This is a genomic window from Curtobacterium sp. PhB136, from assembly GCF_004346855.1.
GTDB lineage: Bacteria > Actinomycetota > Actinomycetes > Actinomycetales > Microbacteriaceae > Curtobacterium.
This window is the reverse complement of record NZ_SMGH01000009.1, coordinates 194,749-218,449: the sequence shown is the minus strand read 5'-3', so window position 1 is coordinate 218,449 and position 23,701 is coordinate 194,749. Positions and strand designations below refer to the sequence as shown.

At 71.0% G+C, this 23,701-nt stretch carries 22 protein-coding genes and 1 tRNA gene; 16 read left to right on the top strand and 7 right to left on the bottom strand.

Annotated elements, in window-relative coordinates:
• Positions 1 to 212: 212 nt before the first annotated feature.
• Positions 213 to 298: transfer RNA gene (locus EDF27_RS16870), tRNA-Leu, on the bottom strand.
• A gap of 169 nt (positions 299 to 467) precedes the next feature.
• Here EDF27_RS16870 and EDF27_RS16865 point away from each other — a divergent pair.
• From EDF27_RS16865 to mshC, 3 genes are all read left to right on the top strand, one after another.
• Positions 468 to 1,832 carry a M20/M25/M40 family metallo-hydrolase gene (locus EDF27_RS16865; RefSeq protein ID WP_243698403.1) on the top strand — a complete coding sequence of 455 codons (1,365 nt, stop codon included), beginning with the start codon at positions 468 to 470 and terminating at the stop codon, positions 1,830 to 1,832.
• Between the two features lie 62 nt (positions 1,833 to 1,894).
• On the top strand, positions 1,895 to 2,722 hold the full coding sequence (locus EDF27_RS16860) for an undecaprenyl-diphosphate phosphatase (protein ID WP_132050104.1): 828 nt from the start codon (positions 1,895 to 1,897) through the stop codon (positions 2,720 to 2,722).
• On the top strand, positions 2,719 to 3,960 hold the full coding sequence (gene mshC / locus EDF27_RS16855; RefSeq protein WP_132050102.1) for a cysteine--1-D-myo-inosityl 2-amino-2-deoxy-alpha-D-glucopyranoside ligase: 1,242 nt from the start codon (positions 2,719 to 2,721) through the stop codon (positions 3,958 to 3,960). Before EDF27_RS16860 ends, mshC begins: the two co-directional genes overlap by 4 nt.
• Positions 3,961 to 4,128: 168 nt before the next feature.
• On the opposite strand, the gene EDF27_RS16850 is transcribed toward mshC, so the two are convergent.
• Positions 4,129 to 5,061, bottom strand: coding sequence for a PAC2 family protein (locus EDF27_RS16850; protein ID WP_123653473.1), 933 nt, complete (start codon positions 5,059 to 5,061; stop codon positions 4,129 to 4,131).
• A 138-nt stretch (positions 5,062 to 5,199) separates the two neighbouring features.
• Between EDF27_RS16850 and EDF27_RS16845 the strand changes: the two genes are divergently transcribed.
• The 9 genes from EDF27_RS16845 (at position 5,200) to EDF27_RS16805 (ending at position 15,451) form a co-directional block, all read left to right on the top strand.
• Complete coding sequence (locus EDF27_RS16845; RefSeq protein ID WP_243698402.1) at positions 5,200 to 5,913, top strand: HAD family phosphatase; 714 nt, start codon at positions 5,200 to 5,202, stop codon at positions 5,911 to 5,913.
• On the top strand, positions 5,910 to 6,971 hold the full coding sequence (locus EDF27_RS16840; protein ID WP_123653472.1) for a tRNA (adenine-N1)-methyltransferase: 1,062 nt from the start codon (positions 5,910 to 5,912) through the stop codon (positions 6,969 to 6,971). Before EDF27_RS16845 ends, EDF27_RS16840 begins: the two co-directional genes overlap by 4 nt.
• Positions 6,972 to 7,014: 43 nt before the next feature.
• Positions 7,015 to 7,920 carry a hypothetical protein gene (locus tag EDF27_RS16835; protein ID WP_132050100.1) on the top strand — a complete coding sequence of 302 codons (906 nt, stop codon included), beginning with the start codon at positions 7,015 to 7,017 and terminating at the stop codon, positions 7,918 to 7,920.
• 9 nt (positions 7,921 to 7,929) lie between these two features.
• Positions 7,930 to 8,952: a WYL domain-containing protein gene (locus EDF27_RS16830; protein WP_123653470.1), complete on the top strand. Its 1,023-nt coding sequence runs from the start codon at positions 7,930 to 7,932 to the stop codon at positions 8,950 to 8,952.
• Positions 8,945 to 9,913 (top strand): WYL domain-containing protein, encoded by a 969-nt coding sequence (locus EDF27_RS16825; protein WP_123653469.1) that lies wholly within the window; start codon positions 8,945 to 8,947, stop codon positions 9,911 to 9,913. Before EDF27_RS16830 ends, EDF27_RS16825 begins: the two co-directional genes overlap by 8 nt.
• Before the next feature lie 129 nt (positions 9,914 to 10,042).
• A complete protein-coding gene (gene tatC / locus EDF27_RS16820; RefSeq protein ID WP_311316810.1) occupies positions 10,043 to 10,864 on the top strand; it encodes a twin-arginine translocase subunit TatC in 822 nt (273 codons plus the stop codon).
• Positions 10,861 to 13,305, top strand: coding sequence for a DEAD/DEAH box helicase (locus EDF27_RS16815; RefSeq protein WP_123703566.1), 2,445 nt, complete (start codon positions 10,861 to 10,863; stop codon positions 13,303 to 13,305). Before tatC ends, EDF27_RS16815 begins: the two co-directional genes overlap by 4 nt.
• Positions 13,306 to 13,406: 101 nt before the next feature.
• Positions 13,407 to 14,963, top strand: a complete 1,557-nt coding sequence (gene lnt / locus EDF27_RS16810; protein WP_132050098.1) for an apolipoprotein N-acyltransferase — start codon at positions 13,407 to 13,409, stop codon at positions 14,961 to 14,963.
• Positions 14,964 to 15,100: 137 nt separating this feature from the next.
• Positions 15,101 to 15,451, top strand: a complete 351-nt coding sequence (locus tag EDF27_RS16805; RefSeq protein WP_123653466.1) for an RNA polymerase-binding protein RbpA — start codon at positions 15,101 to 15,103, stop codon at positions 15,449 to 15,451.
• Between the two features lie 67 nt (positions 15,452 to 15,518).
• Here the strand turns inward: EDF27_RS16805 and EDF27_RS16800 are convergent, their stop codons facing one another.
• Both EDF27_RS16800 and EDF27_RS16795 read right to left on the bottom strand, forming a co-directional pair.
• Positions 15,519 to 16,691, bottom strand: a complete 1,173-nt coding sequence (locus EDF27_RS16800) for an SPFH domain-containing protein (protein ID WP_132050096.1) — start codon at positions 16,689 to 16,691, stop codon at positions 15,519 to 15,521.
• Complete coding sequence (locus EDF27_RS16795; RefSeq protein ID WP_243698401.1) at positions 16,688 to 17,161, bottom strand: NfeD family protein; 474 nt, start codon at positions 17,159 to 17,161, stop codon at positions 16,688 to 16,690. Before EDF27_RS16795 ends, EDF27_RS16800 begins: the two co-directional genes overlap by 4 nt.
• Positions 17,162 to 17,334: 173 nt before the next feature.
• On the opposite strand from EDF27_RS16795, the gene EDF27_RS16790 reads away from it, so the two are divergent.
• Together EDF27_RS16790 and EDF27_RS16785 are read left to right on the top strand one after the other, a co-directional pair.
• Complete coding sequence (locus tag EDF27_RS16790; protein ID WP_123653464.1) at positions 17,335 to 18,099, top strand: SDR family oxidoreductase; 765 nt, start codon at positions 17,335 to 17,337, stop codon at positions 18,097 to 18,099.
• Positions 18,100 to 18,110: 11 nt separating this feature from the next.
• On the top strand, positions 18,111 to 18,560 hold the full coding sequence (locus tag EDF27_RS16785; protein WP_132050093.1) for an NUDIX domain-containing protein: 450 nt from the start codon (positions 18,111 to 18,113) through the stop codon (positions 18,558 to 18,560).
• A gap of 7 nt (positions 18,561 to 18,567) precedes the next feature.
• Here the strand turns inward: EDF27_RS16785 and EDF27_RS16780 are convergent, their stop codons facing one another.
• Positions 18,568 to 19,035, bottom strand: coding sequence for a VOC family protein (locus EDF27_RS16780; RefSeq protein ID WP_311317139.1), 468 nt, complete (start codon positions 19,033 to 19,035; stop codon positions 18,568 to 18,570).
• On the opposite strand from EDF27_RS16780, the gene EDF27_RS16775 reads away from it, so the two are divergent.
• Positions 19,034 to 21,400: an excinuclease ABC subunit UvrA gene (locus EDF27_RS16775; RefSeq protein ID WP_132050091.1), complete on the top strand. Its 2,367-nt coding sequence runs from the start codon at positions 19,034 to 19,036 to the stop codon at positions 21,398 to 21,400. The two genes, EDF27_RS16780 and EDF27_RS16775, sit on opposite strands and share 2 nt — an antisense overlap.
• Positions 21,401 to 21,480: 80 nt before the next feature.
• Here the strand turns inward: EDF27_RS16775 and EDF27_RS16770 are convergent, their stop codons facing one another.
• Positions 21,481 to 22,344, bottom strand: a complete 864-nt coding sequence (locus EDF27_RS16770) for a shikimate dehydrogenase (protein ID WP_132050088.1) — start codon at positions 22,342 to 22,344, stop codon at positions 21,481 to 21,483.
• A 170-nt stretch (positions 22,345 to 22,514) separates the two neighbouring features.
• On the opposite strand from EDF27_RS16770, the gene EDF27_RS19840 reads away from it, so the two are divergent.
• A complete protein-coding gene (locus EDF27_RS19840) occupies positions 22,515 to 22,667 on the top strand; it encodes a hypothetical protein (RefSeq protein WP_165931544.1) in 153 nt (50 codons plus the stop codon).
• A 130-nt stretch (positions 22,668 to 22,797) separates the two neighbouring features.
• On the opposite strand, the gene EDF27_RS16765 is transcribed toward EDF27_RS19840, so the two are convergent.
• The gene (locus EDF27_RS16765; protein ID WP_132050086.1) at positions 22,798 to 23,592 is read right to left on the bottom strand and encodes an SDR family oxidoreductase; all 795 of its coding nucleotides are present in this window, start codon (positions 23,590 to 23,592) and stop codon (positions 22,798 to 22,800) included.
• Positions 23,593 to 23,701: the final 109 nt, after the last annotated feature.

Here is a 23,701-nt window from a genome sequence, read left to right as displayed (position 1 = left end):
CCGGGCCTCCCGTCCGTCGTGTGGCGGGCGTGCGCGGCTGCGTGCGCGTCTGCGTGCGCATCGATCGACACCGCGGGAGTCGTTCGACGCGTGTGATGTCGGAAGATGCGGACGTACGCACGCACGCGCGGGACCAGTCAGGAAAATCCGGGCGCACAAAAACGAAAGGCCCACCCGAAGGTGAGCCTTTCGCCGCGTGTCTCAACACTGCGTGTCCGAGGGGGGACTTGAACCCCCACGCCCTAATACGGGCACTAGCACCTCAAGCTAGCGCGTCTACCAATTCCGCCACCCGGACAGGTGTTCTTCACTTGTGTCGGCCGCTCCGGCGGGTTTCCCCGGCGTTGCTGCCGGAGAAGACATTAGCACGGCTCTGAACGGCAGTTGAACACGGGCGTGCATCCCGGGCGCGTCCCGCGGAGTCACGGCGAACGAGGGCATCGGAGGCGGCCGGTAGCGTGGTGTGCATGACGGATCCCCAGGGCACCACGACGGCCACCGAGACCGGCCCGGCAGCTGACGCGGCGCGTGGCGAAGGCCGCGAGCTCGAAGCCACCGCCGCGATCGCCAGGGACCTCATCCGGATCGACACCACGAACTGGGGCGAGGGCAAGTCCCGGGGTGAGACCGAGGCCGCCCACTACGTCGAGGCGAAGCTCCGCGACCTCGGGTTCACCCCGCAGCTCTTCGAGTCCGAGCCCGACCGTGTGAGCGTCGTCGCGCGCATCCCGGGCCGCGACCGGGACAAGCCAGCCCTGGTGGTGCACGGGCACCTCGATGTCGTGCCGGCCGACCCGGCGAACTGGAGCGTCGACCCGTTCGGCGGCGTCGTCAAGGACGGCTCGCTCTGGGGCCGCGGCGCCGTGGACATGAAGAACATGGACGCGATGATGCTCACCGCCCTCGGCGACGTCGTCGCGGCGCAGGGCGCCCCCGAGCGTGACCTCGTGATCGCGTACTTCGCGGACGAGGAGGCCGGGGGAGTCCTCGGCTCGCACCACGTCGTGTCGAACCACCCCGAGGTGTTCGACGGCGCCACGGCCGCCATCAGCGAGGTCGGCGGGTACTCGATCACGCTCGGCGACCGGCGCGCGTACCTGCTGCAGACGGGCGAGAAGGCCCTGATGTGGATCAAGCTCGTCGCGACGGGCACCGCCGCGCACGGCTCCCACGTGATCAAGGACAACGCGGTGACGAAGCTCGCCGCGGCGGTCGCCCGCATCGGGAGCGAGGAGTGGCCGGTCCGCCTCTCCGCCACCACCGACGCGATGGTGTCGGAGGTCGCCCGGTTCCTCGGCGTCGACCCCGCGGTGACCGGCCCGGACGAGGTCGCCCTGGCCACCGGCTCCGCGTCGCGGTTCATCCACGCCGCACTCCACACCACGACGAACCCGACGGTGCTGCAGGCCGGCTACAAGCACAACGTCATCCCCGACGCGGCCGAGGCGCTGATCGACATCCGCTGCCTCCCGGGTGACGAGGAGTCGGTGCTCGAGCGGGTACGGGAGCTCGCCGGCGACGACGTCGAGGTGGTGATGTCCTTCCGCGACATCGGCCTCGAACAGGACTTCGGCGGCCCGCTGGTCGACGCCGTGCGGGACGTGCTCGGCCGGCACGACCCGGGCGCACCGGTCCTGCCGTACCTGCTGTCCGGCGGCACCGACAACAAGGCGCTCTCGACGCTCGGCATCGCGGGCTACGGCTTCGTCCCGCTGCAGCTGCCGGCCGGCGTGGACTTCCCGGCGATGTTCCACGGCGTTGACGAGCGCGTGCCGCTCGACTCGCTCGCCTTCGGTCGGCGTGTGCTCGGCGACCTGCTCGGTTCGTACTGATATACTGCTGGGTCGCCTGACGCGACCTCCCGACGCCGACCCGCTCCCGAAAGGCCGCGCCCGTGCACATCCTCGAGGCCATCTTCCTCGGCTTCGTGCAGGGACTCACCGAGTTCCTGCCCGTCTCCTCCAGCGCGCACCTGCGCATCGTCGGCCTGTTCCTGCCCGACGCGCAGGACCCGGGCGCCGCGTTCACCGCCGTGACCCAGCTCGGCACCGAGACCGCGGTGCTCATCTACTTCTGGAGCGACATCACCCGCATCGTCCGGCGGTGGTTCCAGTCGCTCTCCGGGAAGGTCCCGCGGAACGACCCCGACGCGCGGCTGGGATGGCTGGTGATCCTCGGCACGATCCCCATCGGCATCGTCGGGCTCCTGCTGCAGGACACGATCGAGACCACCTTCCGGTCGCTCTGGATCGTCGCGATCGTCCTCATCGGGTTCGGCATCGTGCTCGGCGTGCTCGACCGGGTCGGCCGCAAGGAACGGCGCATCGAGCACATGACGTTCGGCGGCGGCATCCTGATCGGCCTCGCGCAGGTCCTGGCCCTGGTGCCCGGCGTCTCCCGCTCCGGGGCGACCGTGTCGATGGGCCTCGCGCTCGGCTACACGCGCGCCGCCGCTGCTCGCTTCGCGTTCCTCCTCGCCGTCCCCGCGGTGTTCCTCTCCGGCTTCTACGAGGCGGCGACGTCCCTCGGTGACACCGGCGCACCGTTCGGTGTCGTGGACACGGTGATCGCCACGGTCGTCGCGTTCGTCGTCGGCTTCGTCGTGATCGCGGCGTTCATGAACTACATCAGCAAGCGCAGCTTCATGCCCTTCGTGTACTACCGGGTGGCACTCGGTATCGTTCTCATCGTGTTGCTGTCGCTCGGAGTGATCCAGCCGTGAGGGCCTGGGAGGCCCCAGACGTCCCCGATGTCCCCGGGAACGCCCCGCGTCCGGTCGTGCACGACACGGCCGCCGGCAAGCCCGTGGACCCGACCCGTGGCGACGACCGCGCCGCGCTGTACGTCTGCGGCATCACCCCGTACGACACCACCCACCTCGGCCACGCGGCGACGTACCTGGCGTTCGACACGCTCGGACGGGTCTGGCGCGACGCGGGCCTCGACGTCGAGTACGCGCAGAACACCACCGACGTCGACGACCCGCTCCTCGAGCGCGCCACGCGGGACGGTGTCGACTGGCGCGAGCTCGCGGCGTCGCAGATCGACCTCTTCCGCCGCGACATGGAGTCGCTCCGCATCCTGCCCCCGGACGACTTCGTCGCCGTCACGGACGAGGTCGAGCGCATCGCCGAGGCCGTCGCGTTCCTGCAGGAGACCGGCTACGCCTACAGCGTGCCGACGCCCGACAGTGCCGGCGACGACGTCTACTTCGACGTGCAGCGCCCGACCGAGGCGTGGGTGCTCGGCGACGAGAGCGGACTCGACCGGGACACCATGCTCACGCTCTCCGCGGAGCGCGGCGGCGACCCGGACCGTGCCGGCAAGCGCGACGCGCTCGACCCGCTGCTCTGGCGTGCAGTCCGTGCCGGCGAGCCGAGCTGGGAGTCGCCCGTCGGCGAGGGCCGCCCGGGCTGGCACATCGAGTGCAGCGTCATCGCGGGGGACCGCCTCGGCCTGCCGATCAGCGTGCAGGGCGGCGGCAGCGACCTCGTCTTCCCGCACCACGAGATGAGTGCCGGCCATGCAGCAGCGCTGGCGCACCAGCCGCTCGCGAACGCGTACGTGCACACGGGGATGATCGCGTACCAGGGCGAGAAGATCTCGAAGTCGCTCGGCAACCTGGTCACCGTGCGTGGCCTGCTCGACGACGGCGCGGACCCGCGGGCGATCCGGCTCGCGCTGCTCTCGCACCGCTACTCGGACGACTGGGAGTGGTTCGACGCCGAGCTCGCGAGCGCGACGCGCCGTCTCGAGACCTGGGATGCCTGGGCCACCGGTGGTGCGGGACACGCCGACGACGCGGCCGACGTCGTGACGCGGATCCGCGCCCGCGTGGCGGACGACCTCGACACGCCGGGGGCGGTCGCCGCGGTCGACACCGCGATCGCGGGCGGCACGCGCAGCACGCCCGAGCTCGTCGACCTGATCGACGCCCTCCTCGGCATCCGCATCGGCTGACGCCGCGCTGAGATCGCACTTCGTGTCGCCCACCTGCACTGGACGCGACACGAACTGCGATCTCAGCGTCCGGCGGTGTGCCCCGCCATCAGACGGACGGGAGGCCCGGTGCCAGCTGGCACCGGGCCTCCCGTCCGGATGTGGCCACGTCCAGGACGTGACCTGCCGCTACTGCGGCGGCTGCGGGGGCCGCCAGGGACCCTCGCCGGCCTGGCCGGGTCCGTCCTTGCCGTCCTTGCGCTCCCGACGGCGGAGGTACTGCTCGAACTCCTGGGCGATCGCGTCGCCGGACGCCTCGGGGGAGTCCACGGTGTCCCGGGCCTGCTCGAGCTGCCCGATGTAGGAGGCCATGTCCTCGTCGTCCGCGGCGAGCGCGTCGATGCCCTCTTCCCACTGGGTCGCGTCATCGAGGAGCGTGCCCCGCGGGACCGTCACGTCGGTGAGCTCCTCGATCTTGTCGAGCAGGGAGAGCGTGGCCTTCGGGGACGGCGCGTTGTGCACGTAGTGCGGCACCGAGGCCCAGAGCGAGAGCGTGGTGAGGCCGGCCTTGTCCATGGTGTCGGAGAGCACGCCGAGGATGCCGGTCGGGCCCTCGTAGGAGGACTTGTCGACGTCGAAGGCCTGCCGGACGGAGGCGTTCTCGCTCGACACGAACACCGAGATCGGCCGGGTGTGCGGGACGTCGGCGAGCATCGCGCCGACGAAGACGACCGCGTCGATCGAGTAGACGTCGGCGAGGTCGATGATCTCCGCGCAGAACGCCCGCCACGTGCGGGACGGCTCCGGGCCGACGAGGACGAACACGTCGCGCTCCGCGGGGGACCCGCCGGCGCCGATCACCGGTCGGCCGAGCTCACCGGGGCCGTGCAGGACGATGCGGGGCCACTGGATGCCGCGGACGCCGTTGTCGTCGCTCCCGACGTTCGGCCGGTTGAACTGGTAGTCGACGTACCGCTCCCCGTCGATCTCCCGCAGCTCGTCGAGGCCGAGCGCGTCGACGATCCGCCGCGCGAGACCGCTGGCGGCCTCACCGGCGTCGTTCCAGCCCTCGAACGCGACGACCAGGAGCCGGCCGTCGTTGAAGGGGGAGTGCTGTGGCACGGAGCGGACCTCCTGGTGATGGAGTGGAGCGGGGCGGCGTGGGGGACGAACGCTCCACAACCGACCGGACACGATCAGGCATCCACTGTAGGCCCCTCGGGCGGGTCCGCTCCGCGTGCGCCGGTAGACTCGTCGCCCGTGACCGCGCATCCTCCCGCCCTCGTCCTGCCCGCAGCCGTGCTGTGGGACATGGACGGCACGATCATCGACACCGAACCGATCTGGCAGCAGTCCCAAGTGGAACTGACCCAGAAGTACGGCGCCGAGTGGACCCACGAGGACGGGTTGTCCCTGGTGGGCAGCGGCCTCGAGCGCTCGGGGGAGATCCTGCGCGACAAGGGCGTCGACATGGAGGTCGAGGAGATCGTCCAGTGGATGACCTCCTACGTGATGGAGCGGCTGGAGCACGGCGACCTGCCGTGGCGTCCGGGTGCGCGTGAGCTCGTCGAGGAACTCCACGCCCGCGGCATCCCGACCGCGCTCGTCACGATGTCCCGCCGTCGGATGGCGCTCGTCGCCGCCGAGGCACTCGCAGACCGCGGGTTCCAGGTCGTCGTCGCGGGTGACGACGTCGAGCACCCGAAGCCCCACCCCGAGGCGTACCTGACCGCTGCAGCGCACCTCGGTGTCGACGCGACCGCGTGCGTCGCGATCGAGGACTCGGCCACCGGCGTCGCCGCTGCCGTCGCCTCGGGCGCCGTCACCATCGCCGTCGAGCACATCGTCCCGCTGCCGGAGACCGCCGGGGACGTCTACCTCACCTCGCTGGCCGGCGTCGACGTGGACCGCCTGGTCGAGCTCACGTCGCCGGCGCTGGCGGCCCGTCAGACCTCCGAGGGGAACGCCCGATGACCGCCGAACTGCCGCACACCGCCGGCGGCGCGCCGCACACCCCGCCGCGCGGCCCGTTCCGCGCCGGGGACCGGGTGCAGCTGACCGGGCCGAAGGGCAAGCTCACGACGCTCTCCCTCGAGCCCGGCGTGATCTACCACACGCACCGCGGCATGCTCGCGCACGACGACGTCATCGGGCAGCCGGACGGCTCCGTCATCACGGCCAGCTCCGGGGACGAGTACCTCGCGCTGCGGCCGCTGCTCAACGACTACGTGATGTCGATGCCCCGCGGCGCCGCCATCGTCTACCCGAAGGACGCCGCCCAGATCGTCGCGTTCGCCGACGTCTTCCCCGGCGCCCGCGTGGTGGAGGCCGGGGTCGGCTCCGGCGCGCTCTCGCTCTGGCTGCTCCGTGCGATCGGCCCGACCGGTCGCCTGCAGTCGTTCGAGCGTCGTGACGAGTTCGCCGAGATCGCCCGCGGCAACGTCGGCACCTTCCTCGGCGCCGTCCCGGACAACTGGAGCGTCACCGTCGGCGACCTCGTCGAGGAGCTCCCCGGAGCCACCGAGCCGCAGAGCATCGACCGCGTGGTGCTCGACATGCTCGCGCCGTGGGAGTGCGTCGACGCCGCGGCGGACGCACTCGTGCCCGGCGGCCTCATCGTCTGCTACGTCGCCACGGTGACGCAGCTGAGCCGGACCGCAGAGGCACTCCGCGACACCGGACGCTTCACCGACCCGCAGTCCAGCGAGACCCTGGTGCGCACCTGGCACGTCGAGGGGCTCGCCGTCCGGCCGGACCACCGGATGGTCGGGCACACCGGGTTCCTCGTCACCGCACGTCGTCTGGCGGACGGTGTGGTGCTCCCGAACCTGAAGCGTCGCGCAGGCAAGGCCGAGTTCTCCGACGAGGACGTGGAGGCCTGGACCCCCGGTGCGGTGGGCGAACGGTCCGCCAGTGACAAGAAGCTCCGCAAGGTGGCGCGGCAGGCGGCGGCACAGGCGCGGAAGGTCGCGGCGGCAGAGGCGCTCGACGCCACCGGCACCCCGGCCGAGGCTGATGGCGACGACCGGTAGGCTACGTCAGTCGCTCGTCCTGCATCGAACGGAAAGAGGGTCCGTGCGCACCATCCCCGCACTCCTGGTCACCATCGGACTGGTCGCGTCGTTGACCGCGTGCGCGTCGAGCGGGGCCGGCACCACGCCGTCCAGCTGCGACGCTCCCGGTGCCGCCTCCGAAGCCGTGACCGCGACCGGCGCGTTCGGCAAGCAGCCGAAGGTGTCCGTCCCGGCCGGTCTCACGGTCAAGGGCACGCAGGTCTCCATCCTGAAGCAGGGCGACGGACGACGCATCGACAAGGGCACCCCCGTGCTCATCGAGTACACGCTGGTCGACGGTTCGACCGGCAAGGTCGCACAGACGAGCGGGTACGCCGGGACGACCTCCCCGATCACCGCCGGTTCGACGAACGCCGGCGCGCTCGGCGAAGCGCTCCAGTGCGCCAACGTCGGTGACCGCCTCGCCGTGGCACTCCCGCAGAGCGCCCTGAGCGACGGCACCACCTCGACGAAGAAGACCGAGTCCGCGGTCGTCGCCGTGATCGACGTGAAGAAGGCGTTCGACGCCCGCGCGACCGGCACCCCGCAGCTCGCCGGGGACGACATGCCCGCCGTGGTCCTCGCCCCCGACGGCGCGCCCGGCATCACGGTGCCGACCAAGGCCGCGCCGTCCTCGAACGAGACCCACCTGCTCCGCAAGGGCTCCGGCTCCGTCCTCACCGCCAAGGACACCGCGATCATCAAGTACACCGCCGTGACCTGGGGTACCGACTCCACCGTCGCGGGGTCGAGCTGGACCGACGGCACCGGCGCGCAGACCGTGCCGCTCGCCAAGGGCCAGGTCGACGACGGCATCCGCACGGTGCTCCTCGGCCGCAAGGTCGGCGACCAGGTGCTCGCGATCGTCCACCAGCAGGGTGTCGCCTACGCGTACGTCATCGACGTGCTCGGCTCGGTCACGTCCTAGAATCGCCTCGTGCCGACGACCCGTGTGCCCCGCGTACCGGCGGAAGAACGCCTGTTCAGCCTCGTGCTCGCGTTGCTGTCGACCGAAGCCGGCCTGACGAAGTCCGAGATCCTCGCGAACGTGCAGGGGTACCGGCAGCGGTTCACGACCGGCGGTGACAACGCGTCGCTCGAGCGCCAGTTCGAGCGCGACAAGGACGACGTCCGCGAACTCGGCATCCCGCTCGAGACCATCGAGACCCCCGGAGCCGCCGGCAACAACCAGACGCTCCGCTACCGGATCCCGAAGGGCGAGTACGACCTGCCGCTCGATGTCCGGTTCACGCCGGACGAGTCCGCCCTGCTCTCGCTCGCCGCGATGGCGTGGCGTGAAGGCGCGCTCTCCTCGGACTCCCGCCGCGCCCTGCTCAAGGTCCGTTCCGCCGGGCAGGACGACGACGCCGCCGGGGTGGCCGGGATGACCGCGTACGCTCCGCGACTCCGCGCCCGTGACGCCGCCTTCGAACCGCTCCGTGCGGCGCTCGACCGCGCCGCCGCGGTGCGCTTCGACTACATCACGCCGGGGGAGCACGAGCCCCGTCGCCGCGAACTCGAGCCCCTCGCGCTCGTGCAGCACGGCGGGCGCTGGATGCTCGCCGCGCACGAGCCATCGACCGGCGGGGACAAGAACTACCTGCTGTCCCGGATCGTCGGCCCGGTGTCGCAGTTCGAGTCCGGGCAGCACCCGGCACCGGCCGGCGCGGGGGAGCGTGCCCTCGCCGAGCTGGACCGCATCTGGTCGGCGCGCACGGCGACGATCGCCGTCGCAGCCGGGTCCGACGCCGAGCGTCGTCTCGGCCGACGTCGGGACACCACCGTCGGCGACGACGGCGTCCTCGTCCTGCACTACGTCGACCCGCAGATCCTCGCCGAGGAGCTCGCCGCCTTCGGACCGGAAGTCCGGGTGCTCGAACCGACCGAGGTGCGCGACCGCGTGGTCGCCCGACTCGAGGGACTCGTCGCCGACCACAGCGAAGGGGTGCTCCGTGGCTGACGCCCAACCGCTGCAGGCGCAGGACAAGCTCGCATTCCTCCTGGCGCTCGTGCCGTACCTGATCGATCGGGAGCGCGTCTCCGTGGCCGAGGCGGCGCGGCACTTCAGCGTGCCCGAGACCCGGATCCGCCGGGCCGTCGAGCTCATCGCGGTGTCCGGGATCCCCGGCGAGACGATGCAGTACCAGCACGGTGACCTGTTCGACATCGCCTGGGACGACTTCGAGCAGAACGACATGATCGTCCTGACGAACCTCGTCGCGATCGACGACTCCCCGCGACTCTCCGCCCGCGAGGCCTCGGCGCTCATCGCCGGCCTGCAGTACCTCTCCGCGCTGCCGGAGGCCGCCGACCGCGACGCCATCCGGACCCTGATGGCGAAGCTCTCCCGCGGTGCCGGCGGTGCCGCGGCGAACGTCGCCGTCGGGCAGGAACTCCACGACGCCGCGCTCACCACGATCCGTCGGGCGATGTCCGGGGGCAAGGGGCTCGTGTTCGGGTACGCCGGCCCCCGCACCCAGGGCAGCACCCGCCGGGTGGACCCGCTCCGCGTCGAGTCGATCGACACCGACTGGTACCTCCGCGCGTGGGACCTCGACCGCGGGGCGCTCCGGACCTTCCGGCTCGACCGGATGTCCGGCGTCGCGGTCGACGACCGTGTCGCGACGCACTCCATCGACGACGTCGACATCCCGGACACCCTGTTCCAGCAGACCCCGGAGGACGTCATCGTGACGCTGGAGCTCGACGCGTCGTCGCTGCCCCTCGTCGCGGACTTCCTCGCGGACACCGCCGACGCGCCCGACGCCGACGGGCGGGTGCGCATCCGGCTCGCGGCGTCGGCGGGCTTCGACGGCGTGGTGCGGCTCGTCGCGGGCCTGCCCGGCCGCGCGGTCGTGCTGGACCCGCCGGCCGCGCGCGACGCGGTGCGTGCCTTCGCCGCGTCCGCCCTCCCGCGCTGACCGGCGGGACCCGCGCGACCTGCCGCACCGCGGCACCACGTTCACCCGCGGCTCACCCGCGACGGGACGTCCGCTGTGCGTTCGTACCCCCGCCACCGTGTGTCGGTCCCGACACCGTAAGATCGACGCATGGCTTCGACGACCGCGCGCGGGCGAGAGAAGCGGCAGGGTCGCCGTCCCAACGAACCCGAAGGCCGCATGTCCCTCGGGCAACACCTCATCGAACTGCGCAACCGCCTGTTCAAGGCCGTCCTCGCAGTGCTCCTCGGTGCTGTCGGCGGCTGGTTCCTGACGCCGTTCGTGCTCGACTCGCTCCGCGCCCCGGTGGCCGAACTCGCGAAGGTCGGCGGACACACCGCTGAGCTGAACTTCCCGATGATCACGGGGGCGTTCGACCTCCGGCTGCAGATCGCGATCACGATCGGCATCGTCATCGCGAGCCCGGTGTGGCTGTACCAGATCTGGGCGTTCATCGTCCCGGCGCTCGTTCGGCGTGAGAAGCAGTACGTGTGGGGCTTCCTCGGCACCGCGATCCCGCTGTTCTTCGCCGGCTGCTACTTCGGCTGGTACGTCCTGCCGCACATCGTCGGGATCCTCGGCAGCTTCGTGTCGAGTCAGGACACGTCGATCGTCGACGCGAAGGCGTACTACGACTTCACGATCAAGCTCATCGTGGCGGTCGGCATCGCGTTCGTGCTGCCGGTGTTCCTGGTGCTGCTCAACTTCGTCGGGGTGCTGACGGCCAAGGCGATCATCAAGTCGTGGCGCGTCGCGATCCTCTGCATCCTGGTCTTCTGCGCGATCGTCACGCCGAGCGCCGACGTCATCTCGATGTTCCTCCTCGCGGTGCCGATGACGGTGCTGTACGTCGCCGCCTGCGTGGTGACGTGGTTCCACGACCGGCGGCTCGCGAAGCGGCAGGCCAAGCTCGACGCCGAGTACGGGCTGTGACGGACACCGGTCTGAGCGCAGCGGAACGGTTCCAGGCGGCCCGCGTCCGCAACCGCTCGCGCAACCTCGAGCTCTTCCGCGCCGACCTTCGGTTCGACCTCGACCCGTTCCAGTTCGCCGCGTGCGACGCCCTCGACCAGGGCCGGAGCGTCCTGGTGGCCGCACCGACCGGCGCCGGCAAGACGATCATCGCGGAGTTCGCGATCTGGCTCGCGATGCGCCAGCCGACGGCGAAGGTGTTCTACACGACGCCGATGAAGGCGCTGAGCAACCAGAAGTACGCCGAGCTGGTCGAGGCCTACGGCGAGTCCGAGGTCGGGCTGCTCACCGGTGACACGAACGTCAACCCGCGGGCCCGCGTCGTCGTGATGACGACCGAGGTGCTCCGCAACATGATCTACGCGGACTCCGACCTGCTCGACGACCTGGCCTGGGTCGTCCTCGACGAGGTGCACTACCTGGCCGACCGGTTCCGCGGCGCCGTGTGGGAAGAGGTGATCCTGCACCTCCCGACCGAGGTCCGGCTCGTCTCGCTCTCCGCCACGGTCTCCAACGCCGAGGAGTTCGGCGACTGGCTGCAGACCGTCCGTGGCGAGACCGACGTCATCGTGTCCGAGGACCGTCCGGTCCCGCTCGAGCAGCACGTCCTCGTCGGCAACAAGATGGTCGACCTGTTCGACTCGTCCGGCGCCGCCGCGACGAACCGGGTGAACCCGGAACTGCTCCGTCTGGTCGGCGGTGGCGCGCGGAACGACAGCCGCGGTGGACACCGCGGGCGCCGTGGCCGAGGCGGCTACGTCGACCGCCGTGGGCCGCGCACCGAGAAGCTGCACCGTGAGCACATCGCGCGGATGCTCGACGAACGGATGCTCCTCCCCGCGATCTTCTTCGTGTTCAGCCGCAACGGCTGCGACCAGGGCGTCCGGCAGGTGCTCCGGTCCGGGGTCTCGCTGACGACGCGGGAAGAACGCAACGAGATCCGCGAGACAGCGGAGTACCACTGCCGCACGCTCCTCGACGAGGACCTCGCCGTCCTCGGGTACTGGGAATGGCTCGAGGGCCTCGAGCGCGGGGTCGCCGCACACCACGCCGGACTCCTGCCCGCCTTCAAGGAGGTCGTGGAGGACCTCTTCCAGCGCAAGCTCCTCAAGGTCGTCTTCGCGACGGAGACCCTGGCGCTCGGGGTGAACATGCCGGCCCGCACGGTGGTGCTCGAGAAGCTCGAGAAGTTCAACGGCGAAGCCCGCGTGCCGATCACGCCGGGGGAGTACACCCAGCTGACGGGTCGTGCCGGGCGCCGCGGGATCGACGTCGAGGGCCACTCGGTGATCCAGTGGACCGACGGCCTCGAACCGCAGGCCGTCGCCTCGCTGGCGAGCCGTCGCACGTACCCCCTCAACTCCTCGTTCAAGCCGACGTACAACATGGCCGTGAACCTCATCGAGCAGTTCGGGCGTCAGCGCACCCGCGAAGTGCTGGAGACGTCGTTCGCCCAGTTCCAGGCGGACCGTTCCGTGGTCGACCTGGCCCGCAAGGTGCGGTCGCAGCAGGAGTCCCTCGACGGCTACCAGCAGTCGATGCAGTGCCACCTCGGCGACTTCACCGAGTACGCGGCGCTCCGTCGGCAGCTGTCCGACCTCGAGCGCACGAACGTCCCCGGTGGGCGGGAAGCGTCGCACGGTGCGCGTGCCGAGCGGCAGGCGTCCATCACCGAGGTGCGCCGTGCCCTGCAGCGCCACCCCTGCCACGCCTGCCCCGATCGTGAAGCGCACGCCCGCTGGGCCGAGCGCTGGTACAAGCTCAAGCGCGTCAACGACAAGCTCGTGCAGCAGATCCGGTCCCGCACCGGTGCCGTCGCGACGACCTTCGACCGGGTCACGGACGTGCTCGTGCAGCTCGGCTACCTGGTGCCGTCCGAGCAGGAGGGCGAGCTCACCGTCGCCGCCGGTGGCCGCCGTCTGCAGCGGATCTACGGCGAGCGGGACCTGCTCGTCGCCGAGTGCCTCGAGGCCGGGGTCTGGAAGGAACTCACCCCCGGGCAGCTCGCCGCGATGGCCGCCACGATCGTCTACCAGCCCCGCCGCGAAGACGCGCCCGGCACCGAGCACGCCCTGCCCCGCGGCGCGTTCCGCCCGGCCCTCGACGAGACCCTGACGATCTGGTCGCGCCTGGACGACGTCGAGCGGGACGCCCGGCTCGCCGGCTCGCAGCCGCCGACCCCCGCGATCGCGCTCGGCATGTTCCGCTGGGCGTCAGGCTCCGCGCTCGACGACGTCCTGCGGGCGCTCGACCTCGCTGCCGGTGACTTCGTCCGCTGGTCGAAGCAGGTCATCGACCTCCTCGACCAGATCAAGAACGCCGGCGACCCCGAGCTCGCCGAGACCGCCCGACGTGCGACGGACGCGGTCCGCCGCGGCATCGTCGCGTACGCGACGGTCTGACGGGAGGCCCGGTGTCCGTCCGCGAGTCCGTCGCGCCTCCGCACGACGGTGGCGTCCCACCGAGACGCCGCCGTCCCACCGAGACGCCGCCGCTTCCGGCAGTGTCTGGCGGGTTCGGCGGCGTCTCGCGGCCGTCACCGTTCGCTGCGCTCCCGGTGCGGGTCGCCCTGTCGCTGGCGGTCATCGGCGGGCTGCTGTTCGCGCTGTCGTTCCCGTCACCCGGCTGGTGGTTCCTGGCCTACCCGGCCGTCGCGTGCCTGCTCCTCGCCGCGATGGGACAGGGCTGGCGGCGTGCTGCCTGGATCGGCTACGTCGGCGGTGTCGCGTTCTGGGTGCCGGCGATCTCCTGGGCCGGCCGGTACCTCGGGCCGGTCCCGTGGCTGGCGCTGGCGCTCTTCGAGGCCGCCATGTTCGCGCTCGGCAGCGTGGCCATCGCGCTCGCGTACCGCTGGGTCGCCCGGGTCGTGACCTCGACCGGCGGACGCGTGTGGGGCCTCCCGGCCGTGATCGCCGCACTGTGGACCGGACGTGAGTGGTTCTCCGGGAGCTGGCCGTACGGGGGCTTCGCCTGGGGACGCGTCGGCCTCTCGCAGTCCGACAGCCCCTTCGCGCACCTGGCCGCGTACGTCGGCGTGCTCGGGGTCTCGTTCGTCGTCGTGTACTGCGTCGCCGTGGTGGTGTCGCTCGGACTCGTCGTGCCGACCGTTCCGGGCGGTTCCGTCCGGCTGCCCGCCCGCGTCGCCACGGCGGGTCTCCTCGTCGCCGCGGTGCTCGCCGTGCCCGCGTGGCCGACCGCCACGGACGGCACGATCCGCATCGAGTCCGTGCAGGGGAACGGGCCGGCCGGGTACTTCGACAACGCGGCCCCCGGCGAGGTGCTCGAGTCGCAGGTCACCGCGACCGACGTCAGCGCGAAGGGTGTCGACCTGGTGGTGTGGCCGGAGGGGTCGGCGGAGTTCGACCCGCGCGCACAGCCGGTGATCGCGAGTGCGCTCGACTCCGTCGTGCAGTCGGTCGGGGCACCGATCGTCGCCGGGGCCATCACCCAGACGTCCTCGGGGGTGCTGCACAACACGTCGTTCGTGTGGACGGCGGACGGCTGGCAGTCCTCCTACGACAAGAAGCGCCCGGTGCCCTTCGGCGAGTACGTGCCGGACCGCTGGTTCTTCTCCAAGCTCGCGCCGTCGCTCATCGGGTTGCTGCAGCGCGACTACACGCCGGGGACGAAGCCGAACGTGCTCTCCGTCGCCGGGGTCAAGGCGGGCATCGCGATCTGCTTCGACATCGTCGACGACGGCCTGACGCGGGACATGGCTCGCGGGGGAGCGCAGGTGATCCTCGCGCAGACGAACAACGCCGACTTCTCCGGCACCGACGAGAACCTCCAGCAGCTCGAGATCGCCCGGATGCGGGCCATCGAGACCGGGCGTTCGCTCGTGAACATCTCGACCGTCGGGGCGTCGCAGGTGATCGACCCCACCGGCCGGACGATCGACCGGGTGCCGGAGTACACCGCGTCGTCGATGATCACCGACGTGCCGCTCGGGACGTCGACCACGCCCGCGACCGTCGCGTCGGGGCTCATCGCGCTGGTGCTCTCGCTCGGCGGGCTGCTGGTGCTGCTGGCGTGCGCGCCGTGGAGCCGTCGCCGGGCCTGACCGTGCGGGCGGTGGTCCGCTCGCGGTCCTGACCGTGCCCCCAGGTGGCACTGGGAACCCTCTGTGAATGCAGGCGTTCCGGAACGAACCCCCGTGGGACAGTGTTGCAAGGGGGGAACGAGCGAGAGGAGTCCACCATGGCTGATCGGAGTCTCCGCGGCATGCGGCTCGGGAGTCAGAGCCTCCAGAGCGAAGAGGGCGTCGAGCTCTCGGATCGCAAGCGCGCGGTCTACCAGGCCGACTCGGGCGAGACCTTCGACGTGGTGTTCTCGGCCGATGCCGAGGTCCCGCAGAGCTGGAACGACCCGCGCAGCGGCCGAGAAGGACGACTGCTCGGCGACGACGGCGTTCCCGTCGAGGTCGCAGCAGAGGACGTCAAGGCACCCCGTACCCACTGGGACATGCTGCTCGAGCGTCGCTCACGCGAAGAGCTCGAGGAACTGCTGCAGGAGCGCCTCGCGTTCCTGCGTGCACGACGCGGCGCGTAGCCGTCGACACCGAAGGCCCGCTCCCTGATCAGGGAGCGGGCCTTCGTGCGTCACGTGCAGTTCGTCGCTACTGCTGGTCGCCCTGCTGCCGGTCGCCCTGCTGCCGGTCGTCGTTCAGCTGCTTGCGCGTCGCCTCGGCCGCGGCGGCGAGCTTCTCCTCGACGCTGCGGTTGGACTCCGCCAGGCGCTCGTCGAGCACCGAGTCGGGGACGATGTCCGACGCCGTGGCGTTCGGGTTGGCGCCGGCGCCGTCGGTGGCGGTGGTGTTCGCCAGGCTCTCGTTCGCGAGCTTGGAGATCTTCGCGAGGAAGTCGGTGCTGCCGGCACCGCCCGCTGCGGGAGCGCCGCCCGTTCGCTGGGTCGAGAAGCCCTTCGCGATGCCGGAGAGCGCTTCGGTGAACTCGCTCGGGATCATCCAGACCTTGTTCGCGGTGCCCTCGGCGATCTTGGGGAGCATCTGCAGGTACTGGTAGGACAGCAGCTTCTCGTCGGGGTCACCGACGTGGATGGCGTCGAAGACCGTCGCGATGGCCTGGGCTTCACCCTCGGCGCGGAGGACCTGCGCCTTGGCGGCACCCTCGGCCTGGAGGATCGCGGCCTGCCGCTGCCCCTCGGCCTCGAGGATCTGGGACTGCTTGGTGCCCTCGGCCTGCAGGATCGCGGCACGACGGTTCCGCTCCGCACGGAGCTGCTGCTCCATCGCGTCGACGATCGACACGGGCGGCTCGATCGCCTTGAGCTCGACACGGCCGACACGGATGCCCCACTTGCCGGTCGCTTCGTCGAGGACCACGCGGAGCTGGCCGTTGATGTTGTCGCGGCTGGTCAGTGCCTCTTCGAGGTTGAGGCCACCGACCACGTTGCGGAGCGTGGTGGTCGTGAGCTGCTCGACGGCGCCGAGGTAGTTCGCGATCTCGTACGTCGCCGCGCGGGCGTCGGTCACCTGGAAGTAGACGACCGTGTCGATCGAGACGACCAGGTTGTCCTCGGTGATGACCGGCTGCGGCGGGAAGGACACGACCTGCTCGCGCATGTCCAGCAGCGGCCGGAGCCGGTCGATGAACGGCACCAGCAGGTTCAGCCCGGGCGTGAGCGTCTTGTGGTACTTGCCGAGGCGTTCGACGACCCCGGCCGTCGCCTGCGGGACGATCCGGATCGCCTTGGCGAGGACGACGATCACGAAGATGACGATGACGACGATCAGTACGAAGAGCACGATCGTCCCGGGTGTGAGGGTCATGAAGCAGCCTTCTGTTGGGTTCGGACGACGGCGGTCGAGCCCTCGATGGACTCGACGACGACATGGGTGCCGAGCGGCGGGGTGCGGTCCGGAGCGGTGGCGTCGATGCGGGCGCTCCAGGTCTCGCCGTTCGCCAGGCGGACCTGGCCGGGAGCGGATGACGTGAACGCGACGGCGACGGTGCCCGGCATGCCGATCAGCCCCTGCACACCGGTGCGGTGCGGGTCGGCGCCACGGCCGAGCGCCAGGAGGAGGCGGGGACGGACGAGCGACAGGAGCACGAGGGCGAGTGCCGCGGCGATGATCGCGGAGAGCCACCAGGGCGCGCCGATCAGCGCGGCGATCAACCCACCGGCGGCTCCCGCGGCCAGCATGATGAAGATGAAGTCGAGCGTGAAGATCTCGACCACCCCCAGGACCAGCACCAAAGCGATCCAGACGATGGTCTGGATCCAGTCATCGATGTTCACGCGATCTCCCTCCCTCGGTCGCGCGCGGCAGCGCAGCGTCGCGACGGCCGGTTCAAGTCCGTTCAACATATCAAACGAGAACGGGCGACTCGCAGGTGATTGGTAGGCTCGTCCGGGTCGCCAGACCCGTCCCTCGAACCGTCGTCGGGCCTGCCCCCGAACAGGAGAACCACGTGAGCAACCCCCTCGCCCCCGCAGCACTCGCCGGCAAGCGCGCCCTGGTCACCGGATCGTCCCGCGGCATCGGCGCCGACACGGTCGGGTACCTCGCCGAAGCCGGCGCCAAGGTCGTCGTGAACTACCGCAACAAGGCGCGCCGTGCCGAGCAGATCGCCGAGGGCATCGTCGCCGCCGGCGGGGACGCCCTGGCCGTCGGCGCGGACCTGACCGACCACGACTCCGTGCAGGCCATGGTCGACGCCGTGGTGCAGGCATGGGGCGGCATCGACCTCCTGGTCCTCAACGCGTCCGGCGGCATGGAGTCCGGCATGGGTGACGACTACGCGCTCCGGCTGAACCGGGACGCCCAGGTCGACATGCTCCAGACCGCGGTGCCGCACATGGCCGCCGGCTCCCGCGTCGTGTTCGTCACGAGCCACCAGGCGCACTTCGTCGAGACCGCCGAGACGCTGCCCGAGTACCTGCCCGTCGCCAAGAGCAAGCACGCCGGCGAGACCGCGCTGCGCGAACTCGTCCCGCAGCTCGACGCCGCCGGCATCGAGTTCGTCGTCGTCTCCGGCGACATGATCGAGGGCACGATCACCGCGACCCTGCTGAACCGCATCAACCCCGGCGCGATCGAGGAACGTCGCGGCGCCGTCGGCAAGCTCTACAGCGTGTCCGAGTTCGCTGCCGAGATCGCCCTCGCCGCCGTCGAGCCGATCCCCGCCGACCACACCCGCCTCGTCGGCGACGTCTCCGGCTTCACGCAGGGCTGACGGGCTCCGCGATGACCGCTCGTCCCGGCCTCCGCCGCACCTCGCGGATCCTGCTGCTCGACCCCGAGGGCCGCGTGTTCCTGATGGACACGAACGCGCCGTCGAGCGACGGCTTCCACCGCTGGATCACGCCGGGCGGCGGGGTCGACCCGGGGGAGGGCCACCGGGATGCGGCGATCCGCGAGCTCCGTGAGGAGACGGGCATCGTCATCGACGACCCGGGGGAGCCGGTCTGGTCGTGGGACTTCGACGTCGTCTGGGACCAGGCGGACCACGACCGTGGGCACGCAGAGTTCTACGTGGTGCGGACGACCGGTTTCGTGCTCTCCGCAGACGAGTGGACCGACGACGAGCGCGTCGACATCCTCGACTCCCGCTGGTGGACCGCGGACGAACTCGACGCCACGGACGAGCCGTTCGAGCCCGCGGAGCTGCCGGACCTGGTGCGCCGGTTCGGCTGACGCGCGGTCACTCCCGCGGCGTGAGCACGCAGAACTCGTTGCCCTCGGGGTCCGCGAGCACGACCCACGGCACGTCGCCCTGACCGACGTCGGCGAGGCTCGCACCGCGTGCCACGAGCCCGTCCACGGCGTCCTGGTGGGAGTCGTCCGGCGCGGGGACCAGATCGATGTGCAGGCGGTTCTTCACCGCCTTGCCCTCCGGCACCGGCACGAAGACGATGCCCTGCGGCAGCTGCTCACGCGGGATCGTCCCCTCGAGCCCCTCGGCGAAGGCCGGCGCGATCACCGCTTCGTCGTCGGACTCGTACACGACGGGCCAGGAGAGCGTCTCGCCCCACCAGCGCGCGAGGGCGTGGGGATCGGAGCTGTCGACGACGACGGAGTACCAGCGGAGTGCCATGGCGCCAGTATGGCCGCGCACGGTGGTCTCGTCCGCCTTCTCCGTGTCGGCGCCGACCAGTACCCTGATCGACATGCATACCAGTGAGTCGCCGGAGGCCGACAGCCACGACCGGATCCGGGTCCGTGGCGCGCGGGAGAACAACCTGCGGGGCATCGACGTCGACCTGCCGAAGCGCCGACTGACCGTCTTCACCGGGGTGTCCGGCTCCGGCAAGAGCTCGCTCGTCTTCGGCACCGTCGCCGCCGAGTCGCAGCGGATGATCAACGAGACCTACAGCGCCTTCGTGCAGGGGTTCATGCCGTCGCTCGGCCGTCCGGACGTCGACGTGCTCGACGGCCTGACCACGGCGATCGTGGTCGACCAGGAACGGATCGGCGCGGACCCGCGGTCCACGGTGGGGACGGTCACCGACGCCAACGCGATGCTCCGGATCCTGTTCAGCCGGCTCGGGCAGCCGCACGTCGGCGGGCCGAACGCGTTCTCGTTCAACCTGGCGACGGTGTCGGCGGGCGGGGCCATCACCGTGCAGAAGGGCGCCGACGCGAAGGCGCAGAAGGTGTCCTTCAACCGCCTCGGCGGCATGTGCGCCCGGTGCGAAGGGCGGGGGAGCGTCACCGACATCGACCTCACGCAGCTCTTCGACGACTCGCGCGCGCTGCGGGACGGCGCACTGACGATCCCCGGGTACGGCACCGACGGCTGGAACGTCCGGCTGTACGCCGAATCCGGGTACTTCGACGGGGACAAGCCGATCCGCGACTTCACCGAGCAGGAACGGCAGGACTTCCTGTACCGCGAGCCGACGAAGCAGAAGATCGCCGGCATCAACATGACCTATGAGGGGCTCGTGCACCGGGTCCGCCGGTCGTTCCTGCAGAAGGACCGCGAAGCGATGCAGCCGCACATCCGGGCGTTCGTGGACCGCGCCGTCGCGTTCACCACCTGCCCGGACTGCGGCGGGACCCGCCTCAACGAGACTGCGCGGTCGTCGAAGGTCGCCGGCAAGGACATCGCCGAGGTCTGCGCGATGCAGATCACCGACCTCGCCGCGTGGCTGCACGGGCTCGACGAACCCTCGGTCGGACCGCTCCTCGACGGCCTCCGGGACGCCGTCGACTCCTTCGTGGAGATCGGGCTCGGGTACCTCTCACTCGACCGTCCCACCGGCACGCTCTCCGGCGGGGAAGGGCAGCGCGTGAAGATGGTGAAGCACCTCGGGTCGAGCCTCAGCGACGTCACCTACGTCTTCGACGAACCGAGCACCGGGCTGCACCCGCACGACATCGAGCGGATGAACGGGCTGCTGCTCCGCCTCCGCGACAAGGGCAACACCGTGCTGGTGGTCGAGCACAAGCCCGAGGTGATCCAGATCGCCGACCACGTCGTCGACCTCGGCCCGGGCGCCGGCACCGGTGGCGGAACACTCTGCTACCAGGGGTCGATCGACGGACTGCGGGGGAGCGGGACGGTCACCGGGAAGCACCTCGACGACCGGGTGTCCGTGAAGTCCTCCTTCCGGAGCCCCACCGGCGCGATCGAGATCCGCGGCGCGGACCGGCACAACCTGCAGCACGTGGACGTCGACGTGCCGCTCGGGGTGCTCACCGTCGTCACCGGGGTCGCCGGCTCCGGCAAGAGCACGCTCATCCACGGCTCGCTGGCCCCGCGCGACGACGTCGTGGCCATCGACCAGAGCGCCATCAAGGGCTCTCGTCGGAGCAACCCGGCCACCTACACCGGGCTCCTCGAGCCGATCCGCAAGGCCTTCGCGAAGGCGAACGGCGTCAAGCCGGCCCTCTTCAGCGCCAACTCGGAGGGTGCCTGCCCGTCGTGCAACGGGGCCGGCGTGATCTACACCGACCTCGGCATGATGGCCGGCGTCTCGACCACGTGCGCGGAGTGCGACGGCAAGCGGTTCGACCAGTCCGTGCTCGAGTACCGACTCGGCGGCAAGGACATCAGCGAGGTGCTCGCGATGCCCGTCGCCGAAGCGGAGCAGTTCTTCGCCGCCGGTGACGCCCGGATCCCCGCCGCGCACGCAATCCTGCAGCGGCTCGTCGACGTCGGGCTCGGGTACCTGACCATCGGACAGCCGCTCACGACGCTGTCAGGCGGCGAACGGCAGCGCCTCAAGCTCGCGACACACCTCGGCGAACCGGGCGGCATCATCGTCCTCGACGAACCAACGACGGGGCTGCACCTCGCCGACGTCGCGCAGCTGCTCGGGCTCCTCGACCGGCTCGTCGACTCCGGCAAGAGCGTCGTCGTCATCGAGCACCACCAGGCCGTGATGGCGCACGCGGACCGGATCATCGACCTCGGGCCCGGCGCCGGACACGACGGCGGTCGTGTGGTGTTCGAGGGCACGCCCGCCGAACTCGTCGCCGACCGCACGACCCTGACCGGGAAGCACCTGGCGGACTACGTCAGGGGCTGAACCGGACGACGACGACCCCGGACGACGACATCCGGTCAACATGACCCAGGTCAGCGCGATCCAGGTCAGCGCGATCCAGGTCAGCGCGATCCCGCGGTCCGTCCGTCGCGGAGGAACCCGAGGAAGTCGGCACGGACCCGGTCGAGGTCGGGGGAGCGGCCCGTGATCTCCCGGATGCTGGCCACCGCCTGGCCGACCGCCATCCAGCCGCCGTCAACGGTCCTCCGCCCGGCGGCCCGGGCGGCGCGCAGCAACGGCGTGTCGATCGGGAAGTAGACGGCGTCCGCGACCCAGGCGTCGGCAGGCAGCACCGACGGATCGAACGCGGCGCGTCCGTCGTCGTTCATGCCCAGGGGAGTGGCGTTGACGGCGCCGTCCGCCTGCGCCAGCACCGACGGCGCGTCGTCGAGGGCGACGGTGTCGACCACGTCCGATCCCAGCGACACCCGGAGCCCCTCGGCCCGGTCGGCGTCCGCATCGACGATCGTCAACCGCGCGACGCCGAGTGACACCAGTGCGTACGCGATCGCCGCGCCGGCGCCGCCCGCGCCGAACTGCACCACTGCGGCGCCGGCGACACCGCCCGGACCTTGCTCGATCGCGATCCGGAAGCCGAGCCAGTCGGTGTTGTGGCCGATCCGGCGGCCGTCACGGAAGACGACGAGGTTCACCGCGCCGATGCGCGCCGCGTCCGGGTCGAGCTCGTCGAGCAGCGGGATCACGGCCTGTTTGCACGGGTGCGTCACGTTGACGGCGGCGAAGCCCTGCGCCTGCACCTCGTCGAGCACGGCCGGCAGATCGGACGCCGGGCGCCCGAGCGCATCGAGGTCGAGGAGCCGGTACTCCGAGTCGAGGCCGAGGCGCGCGCCCTCCGTCTCGTGCATCAGCGGCGTGAGCGACCTGCTGAGCCCCGAACCGATCAACCCGACGAACACGCGTTCCACGGTGCTCGACGATAGCGCCGTTCCGCTCGGCCCGGCCACGCGGCGGACGGGAGGCTCGGTGGCGGTCGGGTGTCGAGCCTCCAGACCGGTGGGTGAGGCGCCCACCGCACGTGGTGCGCCGCCCGGACGGCTTGCGACGCGCCCAGACTGGCGCGCGTAGCGTCCGGCGCATGAGCTACAGCCAGCCAGACCCAGCCGAGGAAACCACGCAGAGCGAGGCTCCCGAGCAGCCGGACACCGACACCGACGCGGTGGAGGAGTCCGGGCGCGAGGACGCGGCGCTGGAGATCGACGCGGACGACGTGCCGACCTCCGACGCCTGAGCAGATCGCTCCGCACGACCGGGAGCAGCAAGCACCACACCACAGAACGGACACGACACCTCGGAGGACCGGGGTGGCGTGTCCGTTTCGTGGTTCCTGGTACGTCGTGTTCCGGCTCGACGGACAGCGCTCAGGGCAGGATCGAGTCCACGTAGCCGCCGTCGGCACGCAGCGCGCCGCCCGTCGTCGCTGATGCCCGCGGTGAGGCGAGGTAGGTCACCATGTGCGCGATCTCCTCGGGTTCGATGAGTCGTTCGATGAGGGACTGCGGGCGGTGCTCGCGCATGAACTCGCGCTGCGCCTCGTCCCACGGCCGCTCGGTCCCGACGAGCTGCGCGACGAAGTCCTCGACGCCGCCCGTGTGCGTCGGCCCGGCGATCACGGTGTTCACGGTCACGCCTGAGCCCTTCGCCGCCTTCGCGAAACCGCGGGACACGGCGAGCAGCGCGGTCTTCGTCATGCCGTAGTGGATCATCTCCGCCGGGACCACGACGGCGGAGTCGCTGGCGATCGAGATGACGCGTCCCCACCGCCGCTCGGTCATCCCCGGCAGGTAGGTCCGGATCAGCCGGATGGCGGACAGGACGTTCACCTCGAAGTACCGACGCCACTCGTCGTCTGTGATCTCCAGGGGCGGCCTGCTCTCGAAGATGCCGAGGTTGTTGACGAGCACGTCGACGTCACGGACGTGCTCGGCCATCGTCGTCGCGCCGGCCTCCGTGGCGAGGTCCGCGGCGACGCCGTCGACGACGGCACCCGGTACGGCACCACGGACGTGCTCCACGGCGCGGGCGACCCCGTCCTCGCCGCGGCCGTTGACCACGACGGATGCGCCGGCGCGCGCCAGGTCGACGGCGATGGCGAGTCCGATGCCCTGCGTCGATCCGGTCACGAGCGCTGTTCGGTCCTGGAGTTCGTGCTGCACGGGTGGTTCCTTCCGCCGGGGGAGTCAGTACGCTCGTGCCTGACTACCACGTCGGCACCGCTGGCGACGGATCGGCCGGAGTCGTTCCGGTGCCGACGGCGGACAGGAC

Coding starts and splice junctions, on each gene's coding strand:
- EDF27_RS19840 (WP_165931544.1), top strand. CDS start 22,515: ATGAGCTACAGCCAGCCAGACCCAGCCGAGGAAACCACGCAGAGCGAG.
- EDF27_RS16785 (WP_132050093.1), top strand. CDS start 18,111: ATGACCGCTCGTCCCGGCCTCCGCCGCACCTCGCGGATCCTGCTGCTC.
- EDF27_RS16800 (WP_132050096.1), bottom strand. CDS start 16,691: ATGACCCTCACACCCGGGACGATCGTGCTCTTCGTACTGATCGTCGTC.
- EDF27_RS16865 (WP_243698403.1), top strand. CDS start 468: ATGACGGATCCCCAGGGCACCACGACGGCCACCGAGACCGGCCCGGCA.
- EDF27_RS16840 (WP_123653472.1), top strand. CDS start 5,910: ATGACCGCCGAACTGCCGCACACCGCCGGCGGCGCGCCGCACACCCCG.
- EDF27_RS16805 (WP_123653466.1), top strand. CDS start 15,101: ATGGCTGATCGGAGTCTCCGCGGCATGCGGCTCGGGAGTCAGAGCCTC.
- EDF27_RS16775 (WP_132050091.1), top strand. CDS start 19,034: ATGCATACCAGTGAGTCGCCGGAGGCCGACAGCCACGACCGGATCCGG.
- tatC (WP_311316810.1), top strand. CDS start 10,043: ATGGCTTCGACGACCGCGCGCGGGCGAGAGAAGCGGCAGGGTCGCCGT.
- EDF27_RS16780 (WP_311317139.1), bottom strand. CDS start 19,035: ATGTCGATCAGGGTACTGGTCGGCGCCGACACGGAGAAGGCGGACGAG.